Origin of the sequence: Acidovorax sp. ACV02, assembly GCF_014851475.1 — a bacterium.
GTDB classification, from domain to species: domain Bacteria; phylum Pseudomonadota; class Gammaproteobacteria; order Burkholderiales; family Burkholderiaceae_C; genus Acidovorax; species Acidovorax delafieldii.
Genome location: NZ_JACUZU010000002.1, coordinates 589,484 through 608,030 on the forward strand (window position 1 = coordinate 589,484; position 18,547 = coordinate 608,030).

The following is an 18,547-nucleotide window of genomic DNA, read 5'->3' on the forward strand; positions in this document are numbered from 1 at the left end:
TGTCATGGGTGTGCGGATGCCATTGCTTCGGCCCGGGCAGCCATCGCCATCGAGCCCGCCACAGGCTCTGCGCGTGCAGTGTGCGCCGCACCGCTGCGCGGCGGCATGGCCTCCAGCATCAGGCGCACCTCGCGCCGCAGCATCTTGTTGAGGAAGCTGCGCGGAATTTCGGTGACCAGGCGCACATCGTCGGGCCGCATCTCGGGCGGCAGGTGTTGCACCAGAAACTCTGCCAGATCGTGCTCCAGGGCCTGGGTGCCCCGGTCGTTGCGCCAGCTCTGCCGCAGGCTGGCCACCAGCACGGCGGCGGTGCCATGCTGCACCAGGCAGGCTTCCTTGACGGCCGGGTGGCAGTGCGCCACTTCCTCGATCTCGCGCGGGTTGAGTGCCTGGCCGTGGCGCACCACGCGGTCGGCGCTGCGGCCCAGCACGTGCAGATAGCCCGCAGCATCGAAATAGCCCAGGTCCCCCATCACCACCCAGCCGTCGCGCAGGGTCTCGCTGGTCTTTTCCGGGTCCAGCCAGTAGCCATCAAACCGCACCGGCGTCTGCACGGTGATCAGGCCCATCTGGCCCAGCGGCAGCGGCGCAAACTGCTCGTCGCGGATGACCACGTCCACGCCCGGCATCACGCGGCCCACGGTGGAGAGGATGTCGTTGCCCAGCGGGTTGCCTTGCGCGTCCACATGCTCGTGGGGCAGCAGCCAGGTGATGGGGGGCAGGGCCTCCAGGCAGCCGTAGCCCTGCTGGAAGATGGGCCCGAAGCGGCGGATGGCCTCGGCGATCTTTGGCGCGGGCATCATCTCCGAGCCGTAGGGCACATGGATCAGCGACGACAGGTCGTACTGGCCCAGCGTGGGCTCGTCCAGCAGGTCGATGATGGCCGAGGGCGACAGGAAAGCGCGCGACACGCGGTGCTTCTGGATCAGCCCAGCCAGCGTGGTGGCACGAAAGTCCTCGGGCATCACCAGCGCCGCACCCGCCAGCAGCGTGGGCAGCACCAGGCCCGAGCCCGGGCCGGTGAGCGGCAGGCCCAGCATGTTCACGTCCGGCCCGTTGGCGGGCGGCTTGAAGTCGATGGCGCGCGAGATCAGGCGCACGCTGTCCAGGTACTTGCGGTTGCTGTAGCCAATGGACTTGGGCAGGCCCGTGGTGCCTGAGGTCATGTGCAGCGCGAACACATCGTCCTCGTGCACGTCGGCCGTTCCCGCAGAGGGGGTCTGCTGCGCCAGGGCGCGCTCGTATTCATCCCCCAGCGCCAGCACGCGCAAGCCGGGCAACTGCTCACGCACGGCCTGCAGGATGGGCGCGCTCAGCAGCGGGTCGTGGATGAACACCGTGGGCTTGACGCGGCCCATGGTGGTCAGCGCCGCATCGGCCGGCAGGTGTTTGTGAAAGCTGGCAAAGATGGTGCCGTTCTCGAACGTGGCCAGGCGGGTTTCGTACTGCTCACCGGTCTCGGGCAGCCAGGTGAAGACCACATCGCCTTTCTTCACGCCCTGGGCCTGCATCCAGGCCTGCAGGCGGTACACGCGATCCTGCAACTGCGCGTAGGTGAGGGTGCCGCGCCGGTCGATGAGCGCGGGTTTGTGGGGATTCAGGCGGTACGCCAGACGGGCCACAGAGCGCGCGGTGCGCAGGCGGCTGAGCAGAAAGCGCGCCAGCAGGCTGCGCAGGGATGGAAGGGCCACCAGAATCTCCCGAAGACGGCGTGAGTGCGAAGTCCAGGCAGTTTTTCACGCAATGTCCGGGGGAAAGATCACCATTTGTATGCGTGCGTATCTTTTGGTTTCTGCGGCGGCTGCGCGGTCGTTCTGGGGCCTTGAACGGCCGTTGCGCGCGCTTGCTGCGTCGCCACGGCGCAACAGCCACGGTGGCTGCGCAAGGCCTGGGCAAAGAAAAACCGCCAGGGCTGGATCGCAGCGGCTGGCGGTGGTGTGACGGCCTGCCCCGGGTAAGGGGCGGGCCGGTGGGGCGGGCGTGGGCTTATGGATACAGGCCGCGCATTTCGCGGGCGTGCAGGATGCGCTGGCAGGCCACGATGAAGGTGGCAGTGCGCAGGCTCACCTTGTGCTCTTGCGCCACTTGCCAGATGCCCGCAAAGGCCTCTTGCATGATGCGCACCAGGCGGGCGTTGATCTCGTCCTCGCTCCAGAAGAAGCTGGAAAAATCCTGCACCCACTCAAAGTAGCTCACTGTCACGCCGCCGGCGTTGGCGATCACATCGGGCAGCACCAGCACGCCCTTGTCGTGCAGGATGTCGTCGGCCTCGGTGGTCGTGGGGCCGTTGGCGCCTTCGATCACGAGCTTGGCCTTGATCTGGCCCGCGTTGTCCTTGGTGATCTGGCCTTCCAGCGCGGCAGGGATCAGGATCTCGCAATCCACGCCCCAGAACTCTTCGGCCTTCATCACATCGGCGCCGGCAAAGCCGCCCACGCCACCACGGGTCTTCACATGCGCCAGCAGGGCGGGCACATCCACGCCCTTGCTGTTGAAGATGGTGCCGGTGTGGTCTTGCACCGCCACCACCTTGGCACCCGCTTCGGCAAACAGCTTGGCGGCAATGCCGCCCACATTGCCAAAGCCCTGCACGGCCACGCGGGCACCGTCGAGCGCCAAGCCGGTCAGCTTGGCGGCTTCCACGCCCACGGTGAACACGCCACGGCCGGTGGCTTCGACACGGCCCAGCGAGCCACCCAGGTCCACGGGCTTGCCGGTGACCACGCCGGTGGCGGTGGCGCCCACGTTCATGGAATAGGTGTCCATCATCCAGGCCATGATCTGGCCGTTGGTGTTCACGTCGGGTGCGGGGATGTCTTTGGAAGGGCCGATCAGCAGGCCGATTTCGCTGGTGTAGCGGCGCGTCAGGCGCTCCAGCTCACCCATCGACAGCTTCTTGGGGTCCACGCGGATACCGCCCTTGGCACCGCCGTAGGGCACGTTCACCGCGGCGTTCTTCACCGACATCCAGGCCGACAGGGCCATCACTTCCGACAGCGTCACATCCTGGTGAAAACGCACGCCACCCTTGCCGGGGCCGCGGCTCAGGTTGTGCTGCACGCGGTAGCCTTCGTAGTGGGCGATGGTGCCGTTGTCCAGCTCGATCGGCACGTCCACGATCAGGATGCGCTTGGGGCGCTTGAGCGTTTCCACCCAACGCGCCAGGCTGCCCAGGTAAGGAGTGACGCGGTCCACCTGCTGCAGGTAGTTGCCCCAGGGGCCGAGGTGGTCGGCCTGCAGGTACGAGGGCAGGGGGTGGGATTGTGCGGCGGGGGCGCCGACGGGGTTTGACATGGTGAATTTCCTTGTGGGATCAGTTCAGACTGCGAAGCTTATGCCTCGGCCCGGGCACTGTCCAAGGCCGGTGTGTTTGTGGGTTATGCATTCGATGCATAGTTTGGCGCAACCCCATCCCATGCTGCAGCGCGGCAATCTACCGGCGGGGCAGCGGCCCGTGGGCCCGGACCTTGCCGGGCGGCCCGTTGCGCCTAGACTCGGCCAGCCTGGCGCAGAACCAGGCGCAGAACCAGGCGCTGCACCGGGCACACACCGGACCGCCGAGGCCATGAAAAAAGAGAGGGAAATCCTATGAGCGTGACCCACACCGCCTGCCCGCAGTGCCAGGCGCCCAACCACCCTACGGCGCGTTGGTGCGTGAAGTGCGCCCACCCCCTGGCGGCAGAGGCCAACCTCGCCACCCCCGCTGCACCGGCGCCGATGGAGTTTGTGTTCGATGACGACGAGCACCCTGCTGCGGGCCCGGCGCGCCAGCGACCGGCCATGGCCTACGCAGGCGCCGCAGTGGCCCTGCTGGTGGTGGCGGGCGCCGCGGCCTGGTACCTGCTGGGCCGGCCCGATGCCGTGCCGCCCCCGCAGCAGGCCCTGGCCGTCGCAGCCCCTGCCGCCGTGCCCGGCACCGCAGGCACTGCGGAGCGTGCACCTGCCCGCCCCGAGCCGGTGGAGGAAATCATTGAATCCGGACGCGCACGCCCGGCAGCCGCTGCGTCCGCACCAGACAGTGCCGCTGCTGCACCGTCGTCTGCATCTGCGGCCTCTGCGCCGCCTTTCACGCCTGTCACCGCGCCCCGCGTGGCCGATGCGGCATCGCTGCCTGCCACCGGCAAGCCACGCACAGTGGCACCGGCCGACAACGCGCCGTGGCCGCCGCCCGCAGCGCCCGCGCCTTCGCCCGTCGACAGCCTGGCCCGCTTGCGCGGTGCGCTGGCCCAGTGCGCGGCCATGAGCAACGAGCTGTCGCGCGCGAGCTGCCTCACCCGCACACGGCAGAACTTCTGCGGCGACGCCTGGGGCCGCATCCCCGAATGCCCGCCGGGCCAGTGATGGCATGCGCAGCCTGTCTCCGCGCCGCTCGCTGCCGTGTCCGCAGCGGTGCGGGGCCTATTCGATGCGGATCTTCTGCAGCGCCGGGTCGCCCGGGGGGTAGCGCAGGTCCAGGCCGGTGAGCACTTCGCGCACCAGCGTGGCGATCATCAGGTTGCGGTGGGTCTTGGAGTTGGCAGGCACGATGGTCCACGGCGCCCAGGGCGTGTGCGTGGCGGCCAGCAGCATTTCGTAGGCCTTCTGGTACTGGCTCCACTGCTTGCGTGCCTCGATGTCGCTCATCGAGAACTTCCAGTGCTTGGCCGGGTCGTCCAGGCGCTCCTGCAGACGTTCACGCTGCTCGTCTGCGCTGATGTGCAGCATGAACTTGAGCACGATGGTGCCGGTGTGCGTGAGCATGCGCTCGAAGTCGTTGATGTGGCCAAAGCGCTGGTGGTGCTGCTCGGGGGTGATCCATCCGTTCACGGCGGGCACCAGCACGTCCTCGTAGTGGCTGCGGTTGAACACCGTGATCTCGCCCGCGCCGGGCACCTTCTGGTGGATGCGCCACAGGTAGTCGTGGGCACGTTCGGCCTCGGTGGGGGCGCTCCAGCCCACGGCGTGCACGCCCAGCGCGCTCATGCGGCCAAACACACCCCGGATGGTGCCGTCCTTGCCGGCTGTGTCCGTGCCCTGCAGGATCACCAGCAGTTTGTAGCGCTTGTCGGCATAGAACAGGTTCTGCAGCGTGTCCAGCTCCTGCGCAATCGACTCGGTGGCGGCCTTGTCCTTGAGCTTGTCGCCCAGCGAAAACGGTTTGGCCGACGGATCAAAGTCCTTGAGCGCCACCGTGCGGCGGTGTTTGCCGGCCTTGCGCCGCTCGGGCTGGCCGTCGGGCCGCTTCTCGTCGTCGTGCTGCGGCGCGTCCGGCTGCCACTGCGACCAGCGCTGGGCCACGTCTTTGTTGCTGCTGTGAAACGGGTGGTTCATGCGGGCTCCTCGATGGGCCATCGTACGTCAGCAGTGGGGGCGCGGTCTCCTCTTCTACGAAAACATGATGCTATCAAGTTGATAGCTGATTGCGCATGATTCACTAGCGCTTGGAGCAGATTGGGCTTGAAAATTGCCGCGGGAGCCGTTGAGGGACCCTCTGCACAAATCACAGCGCCGTGTGCCGCTGCGGTCTCGGGCGGTCTGCGGCGTTGCAAATACTCGCAATAGCTGCGGCTATTGCTGCGTTTTGCGCCTTGCAGCCCATCCCGATCCGCAGCGCCCACTTGCCGCTCGATTCGTGCAGAGGACCCCTTAGCGCACGCCATGTGCCATGCGGTAGGCCAGCGGCGTCTGCCCCGTGGCCTGGCGGAACGTGCGGTGCAGCCCGGCCTCGCTGGCAAAGCCCAGGTCTTCGGCAATGCGCTTGAGCGGCAGCGGCGTGTCGCACAGCGCCTCGCTGGCCTGGCGCAGCTTGATGCGGCGCATCCACAAGGCCGCCGTCAGGCCCGTGTGGGCCTGCACCCGCCGCGCGAGCGTGCGGGGCGAAAGCCCCAGCGCCTGGGCCAGCGCAGGCAGCCGCAGATCGGCGGCGGGGCTGCGCTGCACCCACAGCATGGCGCGGCGCAGGTCGGCGTCGGCCAGCGTCATCAGGTCATGCCCGGCAAATGCGGGGTGCGCCGTGCGGGGGCGGGGCAGCATCAGCAGCTCCTGCAGGTCGGTCAATGCCTGGGGCGGCAGGCGGGCGGACAGCGCGTGCAGCATCAGCGGCAGATAGCCGTTGGCCCCGGCGGCCGTGGTGGCAGTGGGGCCGGCCACCAGCGGCTCGTCAAAGCGCCAGTCCACCGGCGCAAACTGCTGCTCCAGCGCCGCACGCAACCACCAGGTGGCTGTGGCGCCCTGGCCGCGTAGCCGCCCGCTGGCAGCCGCCAGCACCACGCCCGCGCAGTAGCTCCACAGCTGGGTGCGCCGGGGCAGCGCGCGCAAGGCCTGTACCACCGGGGCCAGCTGCAGCAGCGGCCCCCGCAGCTGGTCGGGCGACGAGAGCCACAGGCCCGGCACCAGCACCACATCGGCCTCGGCATGCTGCAGCGCCACGGTGGGGGCCAGCGCGGGGCCTTGCCAGGTGGGCACCGGCAGCAGGTCCACCCCCACCCAGCAGATGTCCATCACGCTGGCCTGCGCGCGCAGGTTGGCGGCGCGTGCCATGTCCGCCGCCGCAAACAGGCCGGCGGGCATGCAGCCCGGGTAGAGCAGCAGCGCCACGCGCAAAGGCAGCTGGGGTGCAGAGGACGGAGAAACCATGGGTGGCACAAAAGCGCAAGAAATTGTCAATTTGCGCCATTTTCAGGGGAGGCCTGCTTTTCAACAATGGCAACACCCCTTCCCACTGAAAGCCCCCCATGCTCATCACCCAACTACGCAACGCCACCGTTCTGCTCGAGTTTCAGCACGCGGGCCGCCCGGTCGGCCTGCTGGTGGACCCCATGCTCGCGCCCCGGGGCAGCCTGCCCGCGCTGCGCTACCTGGGCACCCGGCGCCAGCGCAACCCCCTGGTGGATTTGCCCGCCGAGGCCGACACGGCGCTGCAGCGCGTGACCCACACGCTCATCACCCATTGCCAGCGTGGGCACTTTGACCACCTGGACCGCGCGGGCAAGCAGTTTTTGCGCGAGCGCCAGATTCCCGTCCTGTGCATGCCACACGACGCCGCCTACCTGGCGCAGCGCGGCCTGCAGGTGCTGCCGCTGGCGGGCGAGGGCCGCCAGCCCTTTGCGCTGGGCGGGCAGGTCACGCCCGTGGCTTGCACCCACGGCCGGGGCTGGGTGGCGCGCTTCATGGAGCACGGCCACGGCTACCTGCTGGAGCTGCCGGGCGAGCCCAGCGTGTACCTGGCGGGCGACACGGTGCTGACGCCCCCGGTGCGCGACTGCCTGCAGCATCTGCAGCCCGGTGTGGCCGTGCTGCCCGCCGGTGGCGCCCGGTTTGACCTGGGCGCGGACATCCTGATGGACGCCGCCGAGGTCGCACAGGCTGCCGCACTGACGACGGGCGCCGTGGTCGTCAACCACCTGGAGGCGCTGGACCACTGCCCCACCACCCGTGCCCAGGTGCGCGCCCTGGCGCAGCGCGGCGGGTGGGCGCACCGCCTGTGGGTGCCCGAGGACGGCGAGTGCCGTGAATACCCCGGACCCATTGTCCAAAGAAACGCTATGAATTTGGTAGCTGCGACGGCATGATCGACTAGCGCTACCGCCCAAAAGGGCCGTAAATCACGCCAGCTCGGCTTCCAGCGCCCGCTGGTCCCGCATCAGCGCCACAAACCGCGCAGCGCCCAGGCCCAGCGGCCGCTCCTTGGACCACACCACGTCCACCCACAGCGCGGTGCCGTTGCTCAGGTTCTCGAACGGCATTTCCACCAGCCGCCCTGCCTCGATGCGCGACTGCACAAGCGCGCGCGGCTGCCAGCCCCAGCCCAAGCCGGCTTCGATGAGGCCCAGCGCGGCCAGGTGGTTGTCGGTGCGCCAGTGGTGGCGGGCAAATACAAAGCGCGGGTCGGTCTGTGCCAGGTCGCGGCTGGCCACCACGATCTGGCGCGTGGTGGTCAGGTGCTCTTCGCGCAGCATGGCATCCTCCGTTGGGGCACCCCGTGCCTGGGCGGCGGCGCGGGCGGCCACCAGCACCGGGTGCTGCGGCGCCATCACCGCCACCAGGGTTTCGGTGCCCACCTCCTGAAAGCCCTCGCGCCCGTCGATGCTGGGCCGCTCGAACACCAGCGCCAGCTGCGCGCGGCCGCTGTGCAGCAGCGCCAGCGCATCCACCTGCGGCGCGGCCAGCACCTCGATCTGCAGCAGCGGGTGTTCTTGCGCCAATGCCGCCAGCGCCTCCGTCCAGCGCGAGGCCAGCAGCTCGGGTGCAATGGCCAGCGTGAGCCGCTCCTCCAGCCCTTGGGTGAGCGCCAGCGCCTGGGCGTTGAGCTGCTGCAGCTGTCCCGCCAGCAGCCGCGCCTGCGGCTCCAGCGCGCGGGCGGCGGCGGTGGGCCGGGGCTCGCGCCCGCTGCGGTCAAACAGCTGCACATCCAACTCGGCCTCCAGGTGCGCAATGGTCATGCTCACGGCCGACGGCACACGCGACAAGGCCCGCGCGGCGGCCGAGAACGAGCCGTGGTCGAGCACGGTTAGAAACACCTGCACGCTGTCAGAGTTGAAGGCCATGGCGGTTTCATCTATCAGTAAAACTGAAATAAGCTGACTTTATATGTCAGTACGATGAATATAAAGTACCGCCCATGGACAAGACACCCACTCTTTTTGGCTTGCAAGGCGTCAAGCGCCGCGTGATCTACGTGACCCTGTACGAGCTGATCGCCATCGGCGCCGCCACGGTGGGCCTGGCGCTGCTCACGGGCCAGGGCGCGGGGCATTCGAGCGTGGTGGCGGTGGCAGCCTCGGTGATCGCCATCGTCTGGAACATCGTCTTCAACTGGGCGTTCGAGCGCTGGGAGGCACGCCAGCCCGTGCGCGGGCGCAGCGTGGCGCGGCGCGTGGCGCACGCCATCGGGTTTGAGGGCGGCCTGGTGTTCACGCTGGTGCCGCTGTTTGCCTGGTGGTTTGGCGTGAGCCTGTGGCACGCTTTCGTGATGGACCTGGGGCTCATCGTGTTCTTCCTTTGCTACACCTTTGTCTTCAACTGGGTGTTTGACCACCTGTTCGGCCTGCCCGCGTCGGCCATGGCGGCTGCGTAACAGGGGCCCAAGAGTCTGCGCGACAGAGGGGGCATCGGCTGCAACGCGCGATAAACCGGTCTCGCGCGGCACTACCTCCTGCGCCCAGGGACCCCCCTGGGCTTCTCGGTAGCACCACGCGATCCTCAGTTTTCGCACGTTTCGCTTCGATGCCCTCTGCCGCGCAGACTCTCTGGGCGCGCTTCTTCAAACAATGTCAACCGCCGTGCAGCGGCCCTCATAGGCGCTCAGTCGCCACCCATAATCGGCCCCATGAGAGGGCCGTTTTTATTGCTGCTGCGGGGTTTGCGGGGTCGGTGGGCTGGCATGGCAGCCTGCTGCGTGCTGGCAGGCTGTGCCAGCAATGCTCCTACCCCGCGTGGCGAGGTGAAGGGTGCACCCACCCATGCCGCCGAACTGGCCCAGTCCGATGCCAACCGCATGGCCACCCTGGCCATGCAGGAGAACCTGGACGGCCTGCTGCGCCTGGCCGACAAGCTGTACCGCCGCAACCCCGCCGAATTGCGCAAGGGCACCGCCACCAGCCGTGAGCAGGCGCTGGAGCAGCTGCGCACCGCTGTGCTGCAGCGCCAGCCCTGGGCCCCGCTGCAGGGGCGCCGCGACATCGCCGCCATGGCGCTGGCCCTGGCGCCCGAGTTCGCAGGCGACCGCGTGGCGGCCTTCATTTACGCCACGGCCGACATGATCATCACGGCCCACGGCGGCAAGACCGAGTTCTTCTTGCTCGACGGCATGGATGCCCAGCACCTCTACAACGCCGCGCGCAACGTCGAGACCGCCGTGTGGCTGCTGGCGCAGCGCCGCAACGCCCAGGGCCAGCCGCTGCTGCTGGCCGACGAGATCGGCGCCCAGGGCCGCAACCTGAGCTTCGAGCGCGAGTTCGGCAAGATCATCGCGCGGCTGGACCTGCTGGCCGCGTTCACCACCGAAAAGTACCGCCGCGCTGCCATCAGTTACGTGCAGGGCATTGTGGGCGGCACCTTTTTGCAGTTTCTGCCCGTGCGCTGAGCCGATACCGGGCCCCGCTGCTGGCCCGCCACGGGGTGTAGGCGAATGCGCAACGTCCCGTTACACTGCGGCGCTATACCTATTCAAACCTGAGGGGATCTCGCCATGCTGCAACGTGCTGTGTCCTGGGTGACTGTGGTCTTTTTCATGATGATGATGGGGGCCACGGCCGCTCATGCGCAGTCTTCCGACTTGGCCATCACCAAGACGGACGGCGTGACCACCGCCGTGCCGGGTGGGTCGGTCACCTACACCATCACTGCGAGCAACGCGGGGCCGGATCCTGTGACTGGCGCGACGGTGGCCGACACCTTCCCGGCATCGCTCACCGGTACATGGACCTGCGTGGGGGCCGGTGGCGGCACCTGCACGGCTGCGGGCAGCGGCAACATCAACGACACAGTCAACCTGCCCGTGGGCGGTTCGGTGACCTATACAGTGAGCGCCACGGTGAGCGCGGCTGCGACAGGTACGCTGAGCAACACGGCGACGGTGGCGCCGCCGGGCGGCGTAACAGACCCTAGTCCGGGCAATGAAAGCGCCACGGATACAGACACGCTCACGCCGCAGGCCGACCTGGCCATCACCAAGACCGATGGTGTCACCACCGCAGTCCCAGGTGGTTCTGTCACCTACACCATCGTCGCCAGCAATGCCGGGCCGTCCGACGCCCCGGGCGCCACGGTGGCCGACACCTTCCCGGCATCGCTCACTGGCACCTGGACCTGCGTGGGGGCCGGTGGCGGCACCTGCACGGCCTCGGGCAGCGGCAACATCAGCGACACGGTCAACCTGCCTGCGGGTGGCTCGGTGACCTACACGGTGAGCGCTACGGTGAGCGCGGCCGCGACAGGTACGCTGAGCAACACGGCGACGGTGGCGGCACCGGCAGGCGTGACCGACCCCACCCCAGGCAACAGCAGCGCCACGGACTCCGACACCCTCACGCCCCAGGCCGACTTGGCCATTACCAAGACCGACGGCGTGACCACCGTCACGGCAGGCGGCTCGGTCACCTACACCATCGTCGCCAGCAATGCCGGGCCGTCCAACGCCCCGGGCGCCACGGTGGCCGACACCTTCCCGGCATCGCTCACCGGCACCTGGACCTGCGTGGGGGCCGGTGGCGGCACCTGCACGGCCTCGGGCAGTGGCAACATCAATGACACGGTCAACCTGCCTGCGGGCGGCTCGGTGACCTACACGGTGAGCGCCACGGTGAGCGCGGCCGCAACAGGCACGCTGAGCAACACAGCGACGGTGTCGGCACCTGCGGGCGTGACCGACCCCACCCCGGGCAACAACAGCGCCACGGACACCGACACCATCACGCCGGTTGCCGATCTGGCGATCACCAAGACCGATGGAGTGACCACCGTGACGGCCGGCGGGACCGTGACCTACACCATCACCGCGAGCAACGCCGGCCCCTCCGGTGTGGCGGGCGCGACGGTTTCGGACACCCTGCCCGCTGCGCTCACCGGCGGCACATGGACCTGCGTGGGCGCGGGCGGTGGCACCTGCACGGCCTCCGGCAGCGGCAATATCAGTGACTCGGTCAATCTGCCCGTCGGCGGCTCGGTGACCTACACCGTCACCGCCACGGTCAGCGCTTCGGCCACAGGCACGCTGAGCAATACAGCCACGGTGTCGGTCCCTGGCGGCGTGTCGGACCCCACGCCGGGCAACAACAGCGCCACCGACACGGACACCATCACAGCGGCGCCCAGCGCCATCCCGACATTGTCCGAATGGGCGCTGCTGATGCTCGCGGGCCTGGTGCTGCTGGCAGCGGCACGCAGCCGTCGCATGCTGCGCTGATCCCCGGGCTGGCAACTACAATCGCTCCTTGGTCCAAGGAGCGTTGCAGCGGCCCGCCGTGCCTTTCATGGGGTAGGGCGGCCCGTCAGGCTTGGGCCGCGCATGCCCCCGCCTTCCATCGACAACGACGCTCACCTGAACCCCTTGTGCCGCGCAGGTGAGCCTTATGTCCGATTTGTCCCTCCCCCCCATGAAGCTGTCCGGCCTGGAGCCCGTCTCCATCGGTGAGGGCACGCTGTTCGTCAACATCGGCGAACGCACCAACGTCACAGGCTCCAAGGCGTTTGCGCGCATGATCCTGAATGGCCAGTACGAAGAGGCACTGGCCGTGGCGCGCCAGCAGGTAGAGAACGGCGCGCAGGTCATCGACATCAACATGGACGAGGCCATGCTCGACAGCAAGGCGGCCATGGTGCGCTTTCTGCAGCTCATCGCGTCCGAGCCCGACATCGCCCGTGTGCCCATCATGGTGGACTCCTCCAAGTGGGAGGTGATCGAAGCCGGTCTGCGCTGCATCCAGGGCAAGGGCATCGTCAACTCCATCAGCATGAAAGAGGGCGTGGAGAAGTTCAAGCACGAGGCGCGCCTGGTAAAGCGCTATGGCGCTGCGGCCGTGGTGATGGCGTTTGACGAAGTGGGCCAGGCCGACACTTACGCGCGCAAGATCGAGATCTGCGAACGTGCCTACCGCGTGCTGGTGGATGAGGTGGGCTTTCCGCCCGAGGACATCATCTTCGACCCCAACATCTTTGCGGTGGCCACCGGCATCGAGGAGCACAACAACTACGCGGTCGACTTCATCGAGGCCGTGCGCTGGATCAAGCAGAACCTGCCGGGCGCCAAGGTGTCGGGCGGTGTGTCGAATGTGTCGTTCAGCTTCCGCGGCAACGACCCGGTGCGCGAGGCCATCCACACCGTGTTCCTGTACCACGCCATCCAGGCGGGCATGGACATGGGCATCGTCAACGCGGGCATGGTGGGCGTGTACGACGACCTGGAGCCCGTGCTGCGTGAGCGTGTGGAAGACGTGGTGCTCAACCGCCGCCCCGACGCGGGTGAGCGCCTGGTGGAGATCGCCGAAACCGCCAAGAGCGGCGCCAAGGACGAGAGCAAGAAGCTCGAATGGCGCGGAACGCCCGAGCACCCCAAGACCGTGGGCGAACGCCTGTCGCACGCGCTGGTGCATGGCATCACCGACTTCATCACCGAAGATACTGAAGAGGCCTACCGCGCCATCCTGGCCAAGGGCGGCCGCCCGCTGCACGTGATCGAAGGCCCGCTCATGGACGGCATGAACGTGGTGGGCGATCTGTTCGGCGCGGGCAAGATGTTCCTGCCCCAGGTGGTGAAAAGCGCGCGCGTGATGAAGCAGGCCGTGGCCCACCTGATCCCCTACATCGAAGAAGAAAAGCGCCAGGACGAACTGGCTGGGCGCGATGTGCGCAGCAAGGGCAAGATCATCATCGCCACCGTCAAGGGCGACGTGCACGATATCGGCAAGAACATCGTCACCGTGGTCCTGCAGTGCAACAACTTTGAGGTGGTGAACATGGGCGTGATGGTGCCCTGCCACGAAATTTTGGCGCGCGCCAAGGTCGAGGGGGCCGACATCGTGGGCCTGTCGGGCCTGATCACCCCCAGCCTCGAAGAGATGCAGTACGTGGCCGGCGAGATGCAGAAGGACGACCACTTCCGCATCAAGAAGATCCCGCTGCTCATCGGTGGCGCCACCACCAGCCGCGTGCACACCGCCGTCAAGATCGCTCCGCATTACGAAGGCCCTGTGGTCTACGTGCCCGATGCGTCCCGCAGCGTCAGCGTGGCGCAAAGCCTGCTGGGCGACGGCGTGCAGAGCTACGTGGATGAGCTGAACGCCGACTACGACAAGGTGCGCACCCAGCACGCCAACAAAAAGGCCACACCCCTGTGGCCCTTGGCCAAGATCCGCGCCAACAAGACGCCCGTGGACTGGTCGGCCTACCAGCCCGCTGTGCCCCGCGCGCTGGGCCGCCGTGTGTTCAAGAACTTTGACCTGGCCGAGCTGGCCAAGTACATCGACTGGGGCCCGTTCTTCCAGACCTGGGACCTGGCCGGCCCGTACCCCGCCATCCTCACCGACGAGATCGTGGGCGTGGAAGCCACGCGTGTGTTTGCCGATGGGCAGGCCATGCTTAAGAAGATCATCGAAGGCCGGTGGCTCACGGCCAGCGGCGTGATGGCGCTGCTGCCCGCCAACAGCGTGAACGATGACGACATCGAGTTCTATACCGACGACACCCGCACCGAGGTCGCCATGACCTGGTACGGCCTGCGCCAGCAAGCCGAGAAACACACCATCGACGGCGTGACCCGCCCCAGCCGCTGCCTGGCCGACTTTGTGGCGCCCAAGGAGAGCGGCATTGCCGACTACGCCGGTATGTTTGCGGTGACGGCAGGCCTGGGCATCGAGAAGAAGGAAAAGGCTTTCATCGACGCGCTGGACGACTACTCCGCCATCATGTTCAAGAGCCTGGCAGACCGCCTGGCCGAAGCCTTTGCCGAAGCCCTGCACCACCGCGTGCGCACCGACCTGTGGGGCTACGCTGCCGGTGAAGCGCTGAACAACGACGACATGATTGCCGAGAAGTACCAGGGCATCCGCCCCGCGCCCGGCTACCCCGCCTGCCCCGACCACAGCGCCAAGACCGATCTGTTCCGCGTGCTGCAGGCTGGCGAGATCGGCATGTCACTCACCGAGAGCCTGGCCATGATGCCCGCCGCCAGCGTGAGCGGCTTCTACATCGGCCACCCCGACAGCGTGTACTTCAACGTCGGCAAGATTGGCGAAGACCAACTGCACGACATGGCCCAGCGCCGGGGCATGGACGAGAAGGTGCTGGAGCGGCTGCTGGCGCCGAACCTGTGATGCTATGAATGAAATAGCTGCTAGCGCTTGATCAATAAGCGCTAGCGGCCTATTTGATTCAAAAATCGACCATCAACCCGCGCTTTCCGGCAGCTTCGCAATCACCTTGATCTCGAACTGAAAGCCGTACAGCCAGGTCACCCCGATGCCCGTCAGCGTGGGGTAGGGCGCCTCGCCCCAGAACTCGGGCACGACGCCCCAGACGGTCTCGAAGTTCGCCTCCGGGTTGACCACGAACAGCGTCACGTCCACCACGTCATCAAACGTGCAGCCTGCAGCGTGCAGCACGGCGTTGAGGTTGCTGAACGCCAGGCGCACCTGGGCTTTCAGGTCGGGCTCGGGCGAGCCGTCCTCGCGGCTGCCCACCTGGCCCGAGACAAACAAAAAACCGTTGGCGCGCACGGCGGGCGAATAGCGGTTGCGCTCGTACAGCGCCTGGCGGCCTGCAGGGAAGACAACATCACGGTGGGGCATGGGATTCCTTTCGTTCTGCAGGGCAGATGATTGCGATGAAGGCACTGTAGAAGCGCGCGTTGTTCCGATAAACAGGCTAATCTGCGCACCACTGTTCCTGATCGCCAAACAATGGCGGGCTTGCCGTCCCTTCTGCATGCCTCAACTACCTGTACGCCATGGACCGTTTTGACGCCCTGCAGGCCTTTGCCCGCGTTGTGGAATCCGGCAGCTTCACCAAGGCTGCCCTCACCCTGCACCAGAGCCGCACCACCGTCACGCAGCTGGTGCAGCAGCTCGAAGCGCGCCTGCGCGTGAAGCTCCTGCACCGCACCACCCGGCGCGTGCAGGTCACGCCCGATGGTGCTGCCTACTACGAGCGCGTGGTGCGCCTGCTGGCCGACCTGGACGATGCCGATGCCAGCGTTTCCACCGCCGCCGCCGCGCCCCGGGGCCGCCTGCGGGTGGACGTGCCCAGCCCCTTGGCGCGCCTGGTCCTCATCCCCGCGCTGCCCGCGTTCCACGCGCAATACCCCGACATCCTCCTGCACATGGGCGTGAGCGACCGCCCCGTGGACATGGTGGGCGACAACGTGGACTGCGTGGTGCGCGGCGGTGCCCTCACCAACCCGGCGCTCGTCGCACGCCATGTGGGCGACCTGCAACTGCGCGTGTATGCCGCCCCCAGCTACCTGCAGCGCGCGGGCACGCCCGAGCACCCGCAGGCGCTGGAAGGACCTCACCATCGCACCGTGGGTTTTCTGTGGGCGCGCACCGGCCAGCCTCTGCCTTTCGAGATGCGCCGCGGCACCGAACACGTGCGCGCCCAGGGCCACGACATCTGCGCTGTGGACGACGGCAACGCCTACCTGGCCGCAGGCCTGGCGGGCCTGGGCGTGCTCTGGCTGCCCGACTACATGGCCCGCCCCCACGTGGCCACAGGCGAGCTGGTGCCCCTGCTGCAGGACTGGACGTTGGAGCCGATGCCGCTGTACGTGGCCTACCCACCCCAACGGCATGTGAGCGCCAAGGTGCGGGTGTTCATTGAATGGGTGGCGGGGTTGATGGCGCTGCACGCGCCGATTCAGCAAACGCGGCGGGTGCCTCGGGTAGACCCCTTGCCTTGACCGGTGTGTGACGCGCACTTACCATCGACTGCCAACTCTCTTCCGCGCCCTGCTAACCCTGCATGCGTCGTGCAGCCCACGCTGCATTTGCCATCGTTGCGGTGATTCGAGATTCGTACCCTGGGCGCGTTCACCTGGGTTCCTCGCTGGGTTGTTTCATTCCCTTCTACGGCTCCGCAGCCGTTGTCGCTGCTTTTCATTCGCGCTCAGCCATGGTTGCCACCGTTGTCCTCAGCATGCTTTGTGTGCACCTTCTCTGCTTCAGCGGGATGTTCCTGCTGATCAGCACGCGGCTGCATGGCAAGAAGATGGGCACCGATGTCTTTGCCCTCGGAAGTCTCTTGCTGGGCTTCGCCTATCTGTTGCAGCTTCGGGGTGGTCCTGCCGGCTGGAGCGCGATGAGTGTGCTCAACCATACCTTGACGCTCTGCGCCCCAGCGGCGTACGCGCTGGGGGCCGCAAGGTTCTTTGATCGCCCCGTCCCTGTGGCCTTGCCCCTGCTGGTGCTTGCCGGGGGCTATACCGTCGCACAGTGGTTGGTGCAGGTGCTGCTGGGGTCTGAAGCCCGCTATGCATTGCTGGCGGCAGCGTGCGCTGCGCTGTTTCTGGCCATGGCAGCGGTATTGATATACGGGACCCGTACCTTTGCCCGGCATCTGCGTGCCGAGATGGCCGTGTTTGCCGTCTTGATCGGTGGCCTGGGAGCCATGAATGCTGCGAAGCTGGCCCTGATTCTTTCAGGAGGCCTGGATAACTTGGACATGGGCAGCGACTTCCAGACGGCGTTCTACATTTACATGTCGTTCCTGGGCACGCTGCTCCCACCCGCAGTGGTATGGCTGGTTTTGCATCGGCTGACGGACGACCTGCATGTGATGGCTGTGCATGACCCGCTCACGGGCCTGCTCAATCGCCGCGGCCTGATGGGTGCGCTGGAATCGCAGTTTCGCGCCAACCCGGTCGCAGTCGCGCATTTGCTGATCGTGGACATCGATCACTTCAAGTGCATCAACGACACCTACGGACACAAGGTGGGTGACCTCGTGTTGTGCAGCGTGGCCCAAGTTCTTCAACACACCGCCCGCCAGGGTGATCTGGTCTGCCGGTTGGGCGGTGAGGAGTTTGTGGTCATCGCTTTCGATACGGACAGCGCTGGCGCCCTGCGGGTGGCGGAGCGCGTGCGCGAAGCGATTGAACAAAGCCGGGTGGGTACGGACACAGCGCACAGGGCCATCCGTTGCACGGCCACTGTCGGCATTTCGAAGCCGTTTGCCGGTGCAGAGGCGCTGGATGAGAACCTGCAACTTGCCGATGCGGCCCTGTACCGGGGCAAGGTGTTGGGCCGTAATCGGGTGGAGTGCGCGCAGGGACCGCAAGCCCCGGGGTTGCCTGCCTGACGGGCTGGGCCAGTCCCCGGGAGCCGCCTTCAGGTCGGTTGGTGGGGCCCGTCGGAGACCCCCGCACTCTCCGCCATCTCCAGCTGCATCATCACCATGTTGACCAGCGTGTGCACCGATGGCCGCCCGGTCTCGATCACGTAGTGGGCGGTTTCGCGGTACAGGTGGTCGCGCTGGGCGTAGAGGTCGCGCAGCTTGTCCATGGGGTTACCGCCTTGCAGCAGGGGGCGGGTCTTGTCGTGTTTGACGCGCTTGAAGATTTCTTCGGGCGAGGCGCGCAGGTACAGCACGTTGCCGAACTGGCGCAGCACCTCGCGGTTCTCGGGGCGCAGCACGGCGCCGCCGCCGGTGGAGAGGACCATGCCGCCGGGCTGCTGGGCCACGTCGGCCAGCACCTGGGATTCGATGTCACGGAAGCGGGCCTCACCCTCGGCCTCGAAGAAGCTGCGAATGGTGGAGCCCAGGGTCTGCTCCAGCCGGTGGTCCAGGTCGATGAAGGGCACACCCGCCCGGTGGGCCAGTTGCCGGCCAACGGTGGATTTGCCCGAGCCGGGCATGCCGACCAGTGCGCAGCGAATCTGCATAGGTTCAAAAAAGAGGTCTGGGGGAGGGCCAGCGTACTGCGGATGGGGCTGTGTTGCGTGCCGTAACTGGACGCTGAGTGTAAGCCTGCCCCTCTGGCGCCGGGCGTAGAGCGTAGCCTTTGCAACTGGCGCCGCCCCCCCCGCCCGCGCGCAGCGCGCGAGCGGGGGGAAGCGGCAAAGCCGCTCAGGGGGGGCTA

Annotated in this window: 15 protein-coding genes and 1 riboswitch; of the genes, 8 read left to right on the forward strand and 7 right to left on the reverse strand. The window is 67.2% G+C overall.

The window, feature by feature from the left end:
* Window positions 1–2: 2 nt before the first annotated feature.
* Together IB236_RS06605 and IB236_RS06610 are read right to left on the reverse strand one after the other, a co-directional pair.
* The gene (locus IB236_RS06605) at window positions 3–1,691 is read right to left on the reverse strand and encodes an AMP-binding protein (protein WP_192419550.1); all 1,689 of its coding nucleotides are present in this window, start codon (window positions 1,689–1,691) and stop codon (window positions 3–5) included.
* A gap of 295 nt (window positions 1,692–1,986) precedes the next feature.
* The gene (locus tag IB236_RS06610; RefSeq protein ID WP_056057120.1) at window positions 1,987–3,294 is read right to left on the reverse strand and encodes a Glu/Leu/Phe/Val dehydrogenase; all 1,308 of its coding nucleotides are present in this window, start codon (window positions 3,292–3,294) and stop codon (window positions 1,987–1,989) included.
* A 294-nt stretch (window positions 3,295–3,588) separates the two neighbouring features.
* Between IB236_RS06610 and IB236_RS06615 the strand changes: the two genes are divergently transcribed.
* The gene (locus IB236_RS06615) at window positions 3,589–4,341 is read left to right on the forward strand and encodes a hypothetical protein (protein ID WP_192419552.1); all 753 of its coding nucleotides are present in this window, start codon (window positions 3,589–3,591) and stop codon (window positions 4,339–4,341) included.
* Between the two features lie 57 nt (window positions 4,342–4,398).
* Here IB236_RS06615 and IB236_RS06620 read toward each other — a convergent pair whose 3' ends face one another.
* Window positions 4,399–5,310, reverse strand: coding sequence for a PPK2 family polyphosphate kinase (locus IB236_RS06620; RefSeq protein ID WP_099731571.1), 912 nt, complete (start codon window positions 5,308–5,310; stop codon window positions 4,399–4,401).
* 315 nt (window positions 5,311–5,625) lie between these two features.
* Window positions 5,626–6,615, reverse strand: a complete 990-nt coding sequence (locus IB236_RS06625) for a GlxA family transcriptional regulator (RefSeq protein WP_192419554.1) — start codon at window positions 6,613–6,615, stop codon at window positions 5,626–5,628.
* Window positions 6,616–6,713: 98 nt separating this feature from the next.
* Here IB236_RS06625 and IB236_RS06630 point away from each other — a divergent pair, with 98 nt between their 5' ends.
* A complete protein-coding gene (locus tag IB236_RS06630) occupies window positions 6,714–7,550 on the forward strand; it encodes an MBL fold metallo-hydrolase (RefSeq protein WP_192419556.1) in 837 nt (278 codons plus the stop codon).
* A 33-nt stretch (window positions 7,551–7,583) separates the two neighbouring features.
* Here the strand turns inward: IB236_RS06630 and IB236_RS06635 are convergent, their stop codons facing one another.
* Window positions 7,584–8,525 (reverse strand): LysR family transcriptional regulator, encoded by a 942-nt coding sequence (locus tag IB236_RS06635; protein WP_192419558.1) that lies wholly within the window; start codon window positions 8,523–8,525, stop codon window positions 7,584–7,586.
* A gap of 74 nt (window positions 8,526–8,599) precedes the next feature.
* Between IB236_RS06635 and IB236_RS06640 the strand changes: the two genes are divergently transcribed.
* From IB236_RS06640 to metH, 4 genes are all read left to right on the forward strand, one after another.
* A complete protein-coding gene (locus IB236_RS06640) occupies window positions 8,600–9,055 on the forward strand; it encodes a PACE efflux transporter (protein WP_099732264.1) in 456 nt (151 codons plus the stop codon).
* 306 nt (window positions 9,056–9,361) lie between these two features.
* The gene (locus IB236_RS06645; RefSeq protein ID WP_192419560.1) at window positions 9,362–10,063 is read left to right on the forward strand and encodes a hypothetical protein; all 702 of its coding nucleotides are present in this window, start codon (window positions 9,362–9,364) and stop codon (window positions 10,061–10,063) included.
* A gap of 105 nt (window positions 10,064–10,168) precedes the next feature.
* Window positions 10,169–11,884 (forward strand): DUF11 domain-containing protein, encoded by a 1,716-nt coding sequence (locus IB236_RS06650; RefSeq protein ID WP_192419562.1) that lies wholly within the window; start codon window positions 10,169–10,171, stop codon window positions 11,882–11,884.
* Window positions 11,885–11,913: 29 nt separating this feature from the next.
* A riboswitch (S-adenosyl-L-homocysteine riboswitch) is annotated at window positions 11,914–12,024 on the forward strand.
* 26 nt (window positions 12,025–12,050) lie between these two features.
* Entirely contained in the window at window positions 12,051–14,789 is a 2,739-nt protein-coding gene (gene metH / locus IB236_RS06655; protein WP_225580992.1) for a methionine synthase, read from the forward strand.
* Between the two features lie 72 nt (window positions 14,790–14,861).
* Here the strand turns inward: metH and IB236_RS06660 are convergent, their stop codons facing one another.
* On the reverse strand, window positions 14,862–15,263 hold the full coding sequence (locus IB236_RS06660; protein WP_192419564.1) for a RidA family protein: 402 nt from the start codon (window positions 15,261–15,263) through the stop codon (window positions 14,862–14,864).
* Between the two features lie 158 nt (window positions 15,264–15,421).
* On the opposite strand from IB236_RS06660, the gene IB236_RS06665 reads away from it, so the two are divergent.
* Together IB236_RS06665 and IB236_RS06670 are read left to right on the forward strand one after the other, a co-directional pair.
* Complete coding sequence (locus tag IB236_RS06665; RefSeq protein WP_192419566.1) at window positions 15,422–16,369, forward strand: LysR family transcriptional regulator; 948 nt, start codon at window positions 15,422–15,424, stop codon at window positions 16,367–16,369.
* 212 nt (window positions 16,370–16,581) lie between these two features.
* Window positions 16,582–17,766, forward strand: a complete 1,185-nt coding sequence (locus IB236_RS06670) for a GGDEF domain-containing protein (protein WP_192419802.1) — start codon at window positions 16,582–16,584, stop codon at window positions 17,764–17,766.
* Window positions 17,767–17,795: 29 nt separating this feature from the next.
* Here the strand turns inward: IB236_RS06670 and IB236_RS06675 are convergent, their stop codons facing one another.
* Window positions 17,796–18,350 carry a shikimate kinase gene (locus tag IB236_RS06675; RefSeq protein WP_192419568.1) on the reverse strand — a complete coding sequence of 185 codons (555 nt, stop codon included), beginning with the start codon at window positions 18,348–18,350 and terminating at the stop codon, window positions 17,796–17,798.
* Window positions 18,351–18,547: the final 197 nt, after the last annotated feature.

Coding starts and splice junctions, on each gene's coding strand:
- IB236_RS06610 (WP_056057120.1), bottom strand. CDS start 3,294: ATGTCAAACCCCGTCGGCGCCCCCGCCGCACAATCCCACCCCCTGCCC.
- IB236_RS06615 (WP_192419552.1), top strand. CDS start 3,589: ATGAGCGTGACCCACACCGCCTGCCCGCAGTGCCAGGCGCCCAACCAC.
- IB236_RS06620 (WP_099731571.1), bottom strand. CDS start 5,310: ATGAACCACCCGTTTCACAGCAGCAACAAAGACGTGGCCCAGCGCTGG.
- IB236_RS06625 (WP_192419554.1), bottom strand. CDS start 6,615: ATGGTTTCTCCGTCCTCTGCACCCCAGCTGCCTTTGCGCGTGGCGCTG.
- IB236_RS06630 (WP_192419556.1), top strand. CDS start 6,714: ATGCTCATCACCCAACTACGCAACGCCACCGTTCTGCTCGAGTTTCAG.
- IB236_RS06635 (WP_192419558.1), bottom strand. CDS start 8,525: ATGGCCTTCAACTCTGACAGCGTGCAGGTGTTTCTAACCGTGCTCGAC.
- IB236_RS06640 (WP_099732264.1), top strand. CDS start 8,600: ATGGACAAGACACCCACTCTTTTTGGCTTGCAAGGCGTCAAGCGCCGC.
- IB236_RS06645 (WP_192419560.1), top strand. CDS start 9,362: ATGGCAGCCTGCTGCGTGCTGGCAGGCTGTGCCAGCAATGCTCCTACC.
- IB236_RS06650 (WP_192419562.1), top strand. CDS start 10,169: ATGCTGCAACGTGCTGTGTCCTGGGTGACTGTGGTCTTTTTCATGATG.
- metH (WP_225580992.1), top strand. CDS start 12,051: ATGTCCGATTTGTCCCTCCCCCCCATGAAGCTGTCCGGCCTGGAGCCC.
- IB236_RS06660 (WP_192419564.1), bottom strand. CDS start 15,263: ATGCCCCACCGTGATGTTGTCTTCCCTGCAGGCCGCCAGGCGCTGTAC.
- IB236_RS06665 (WP_192419566.1), top strand. CDS start 15,422: ATGGACCGTTTTGACGCCCTGCAGGCCTTTGCCCGCGTTGTGGAATCC.
- IB236_RS06670 (WP_192419802.1), top strand. CDS start 16,582: ATGGTTGCCACCGTTGTCCTCAGCATGCTTTGTGTGCACCTTCTCTGC.
- IB236_RS06675 (WP_192419568.1), bottom strand. CDS start 18,350: ATGCAGATTCGCTGCGCACTGGTCGGCATGCCCGGCTCGGGCAAATCC.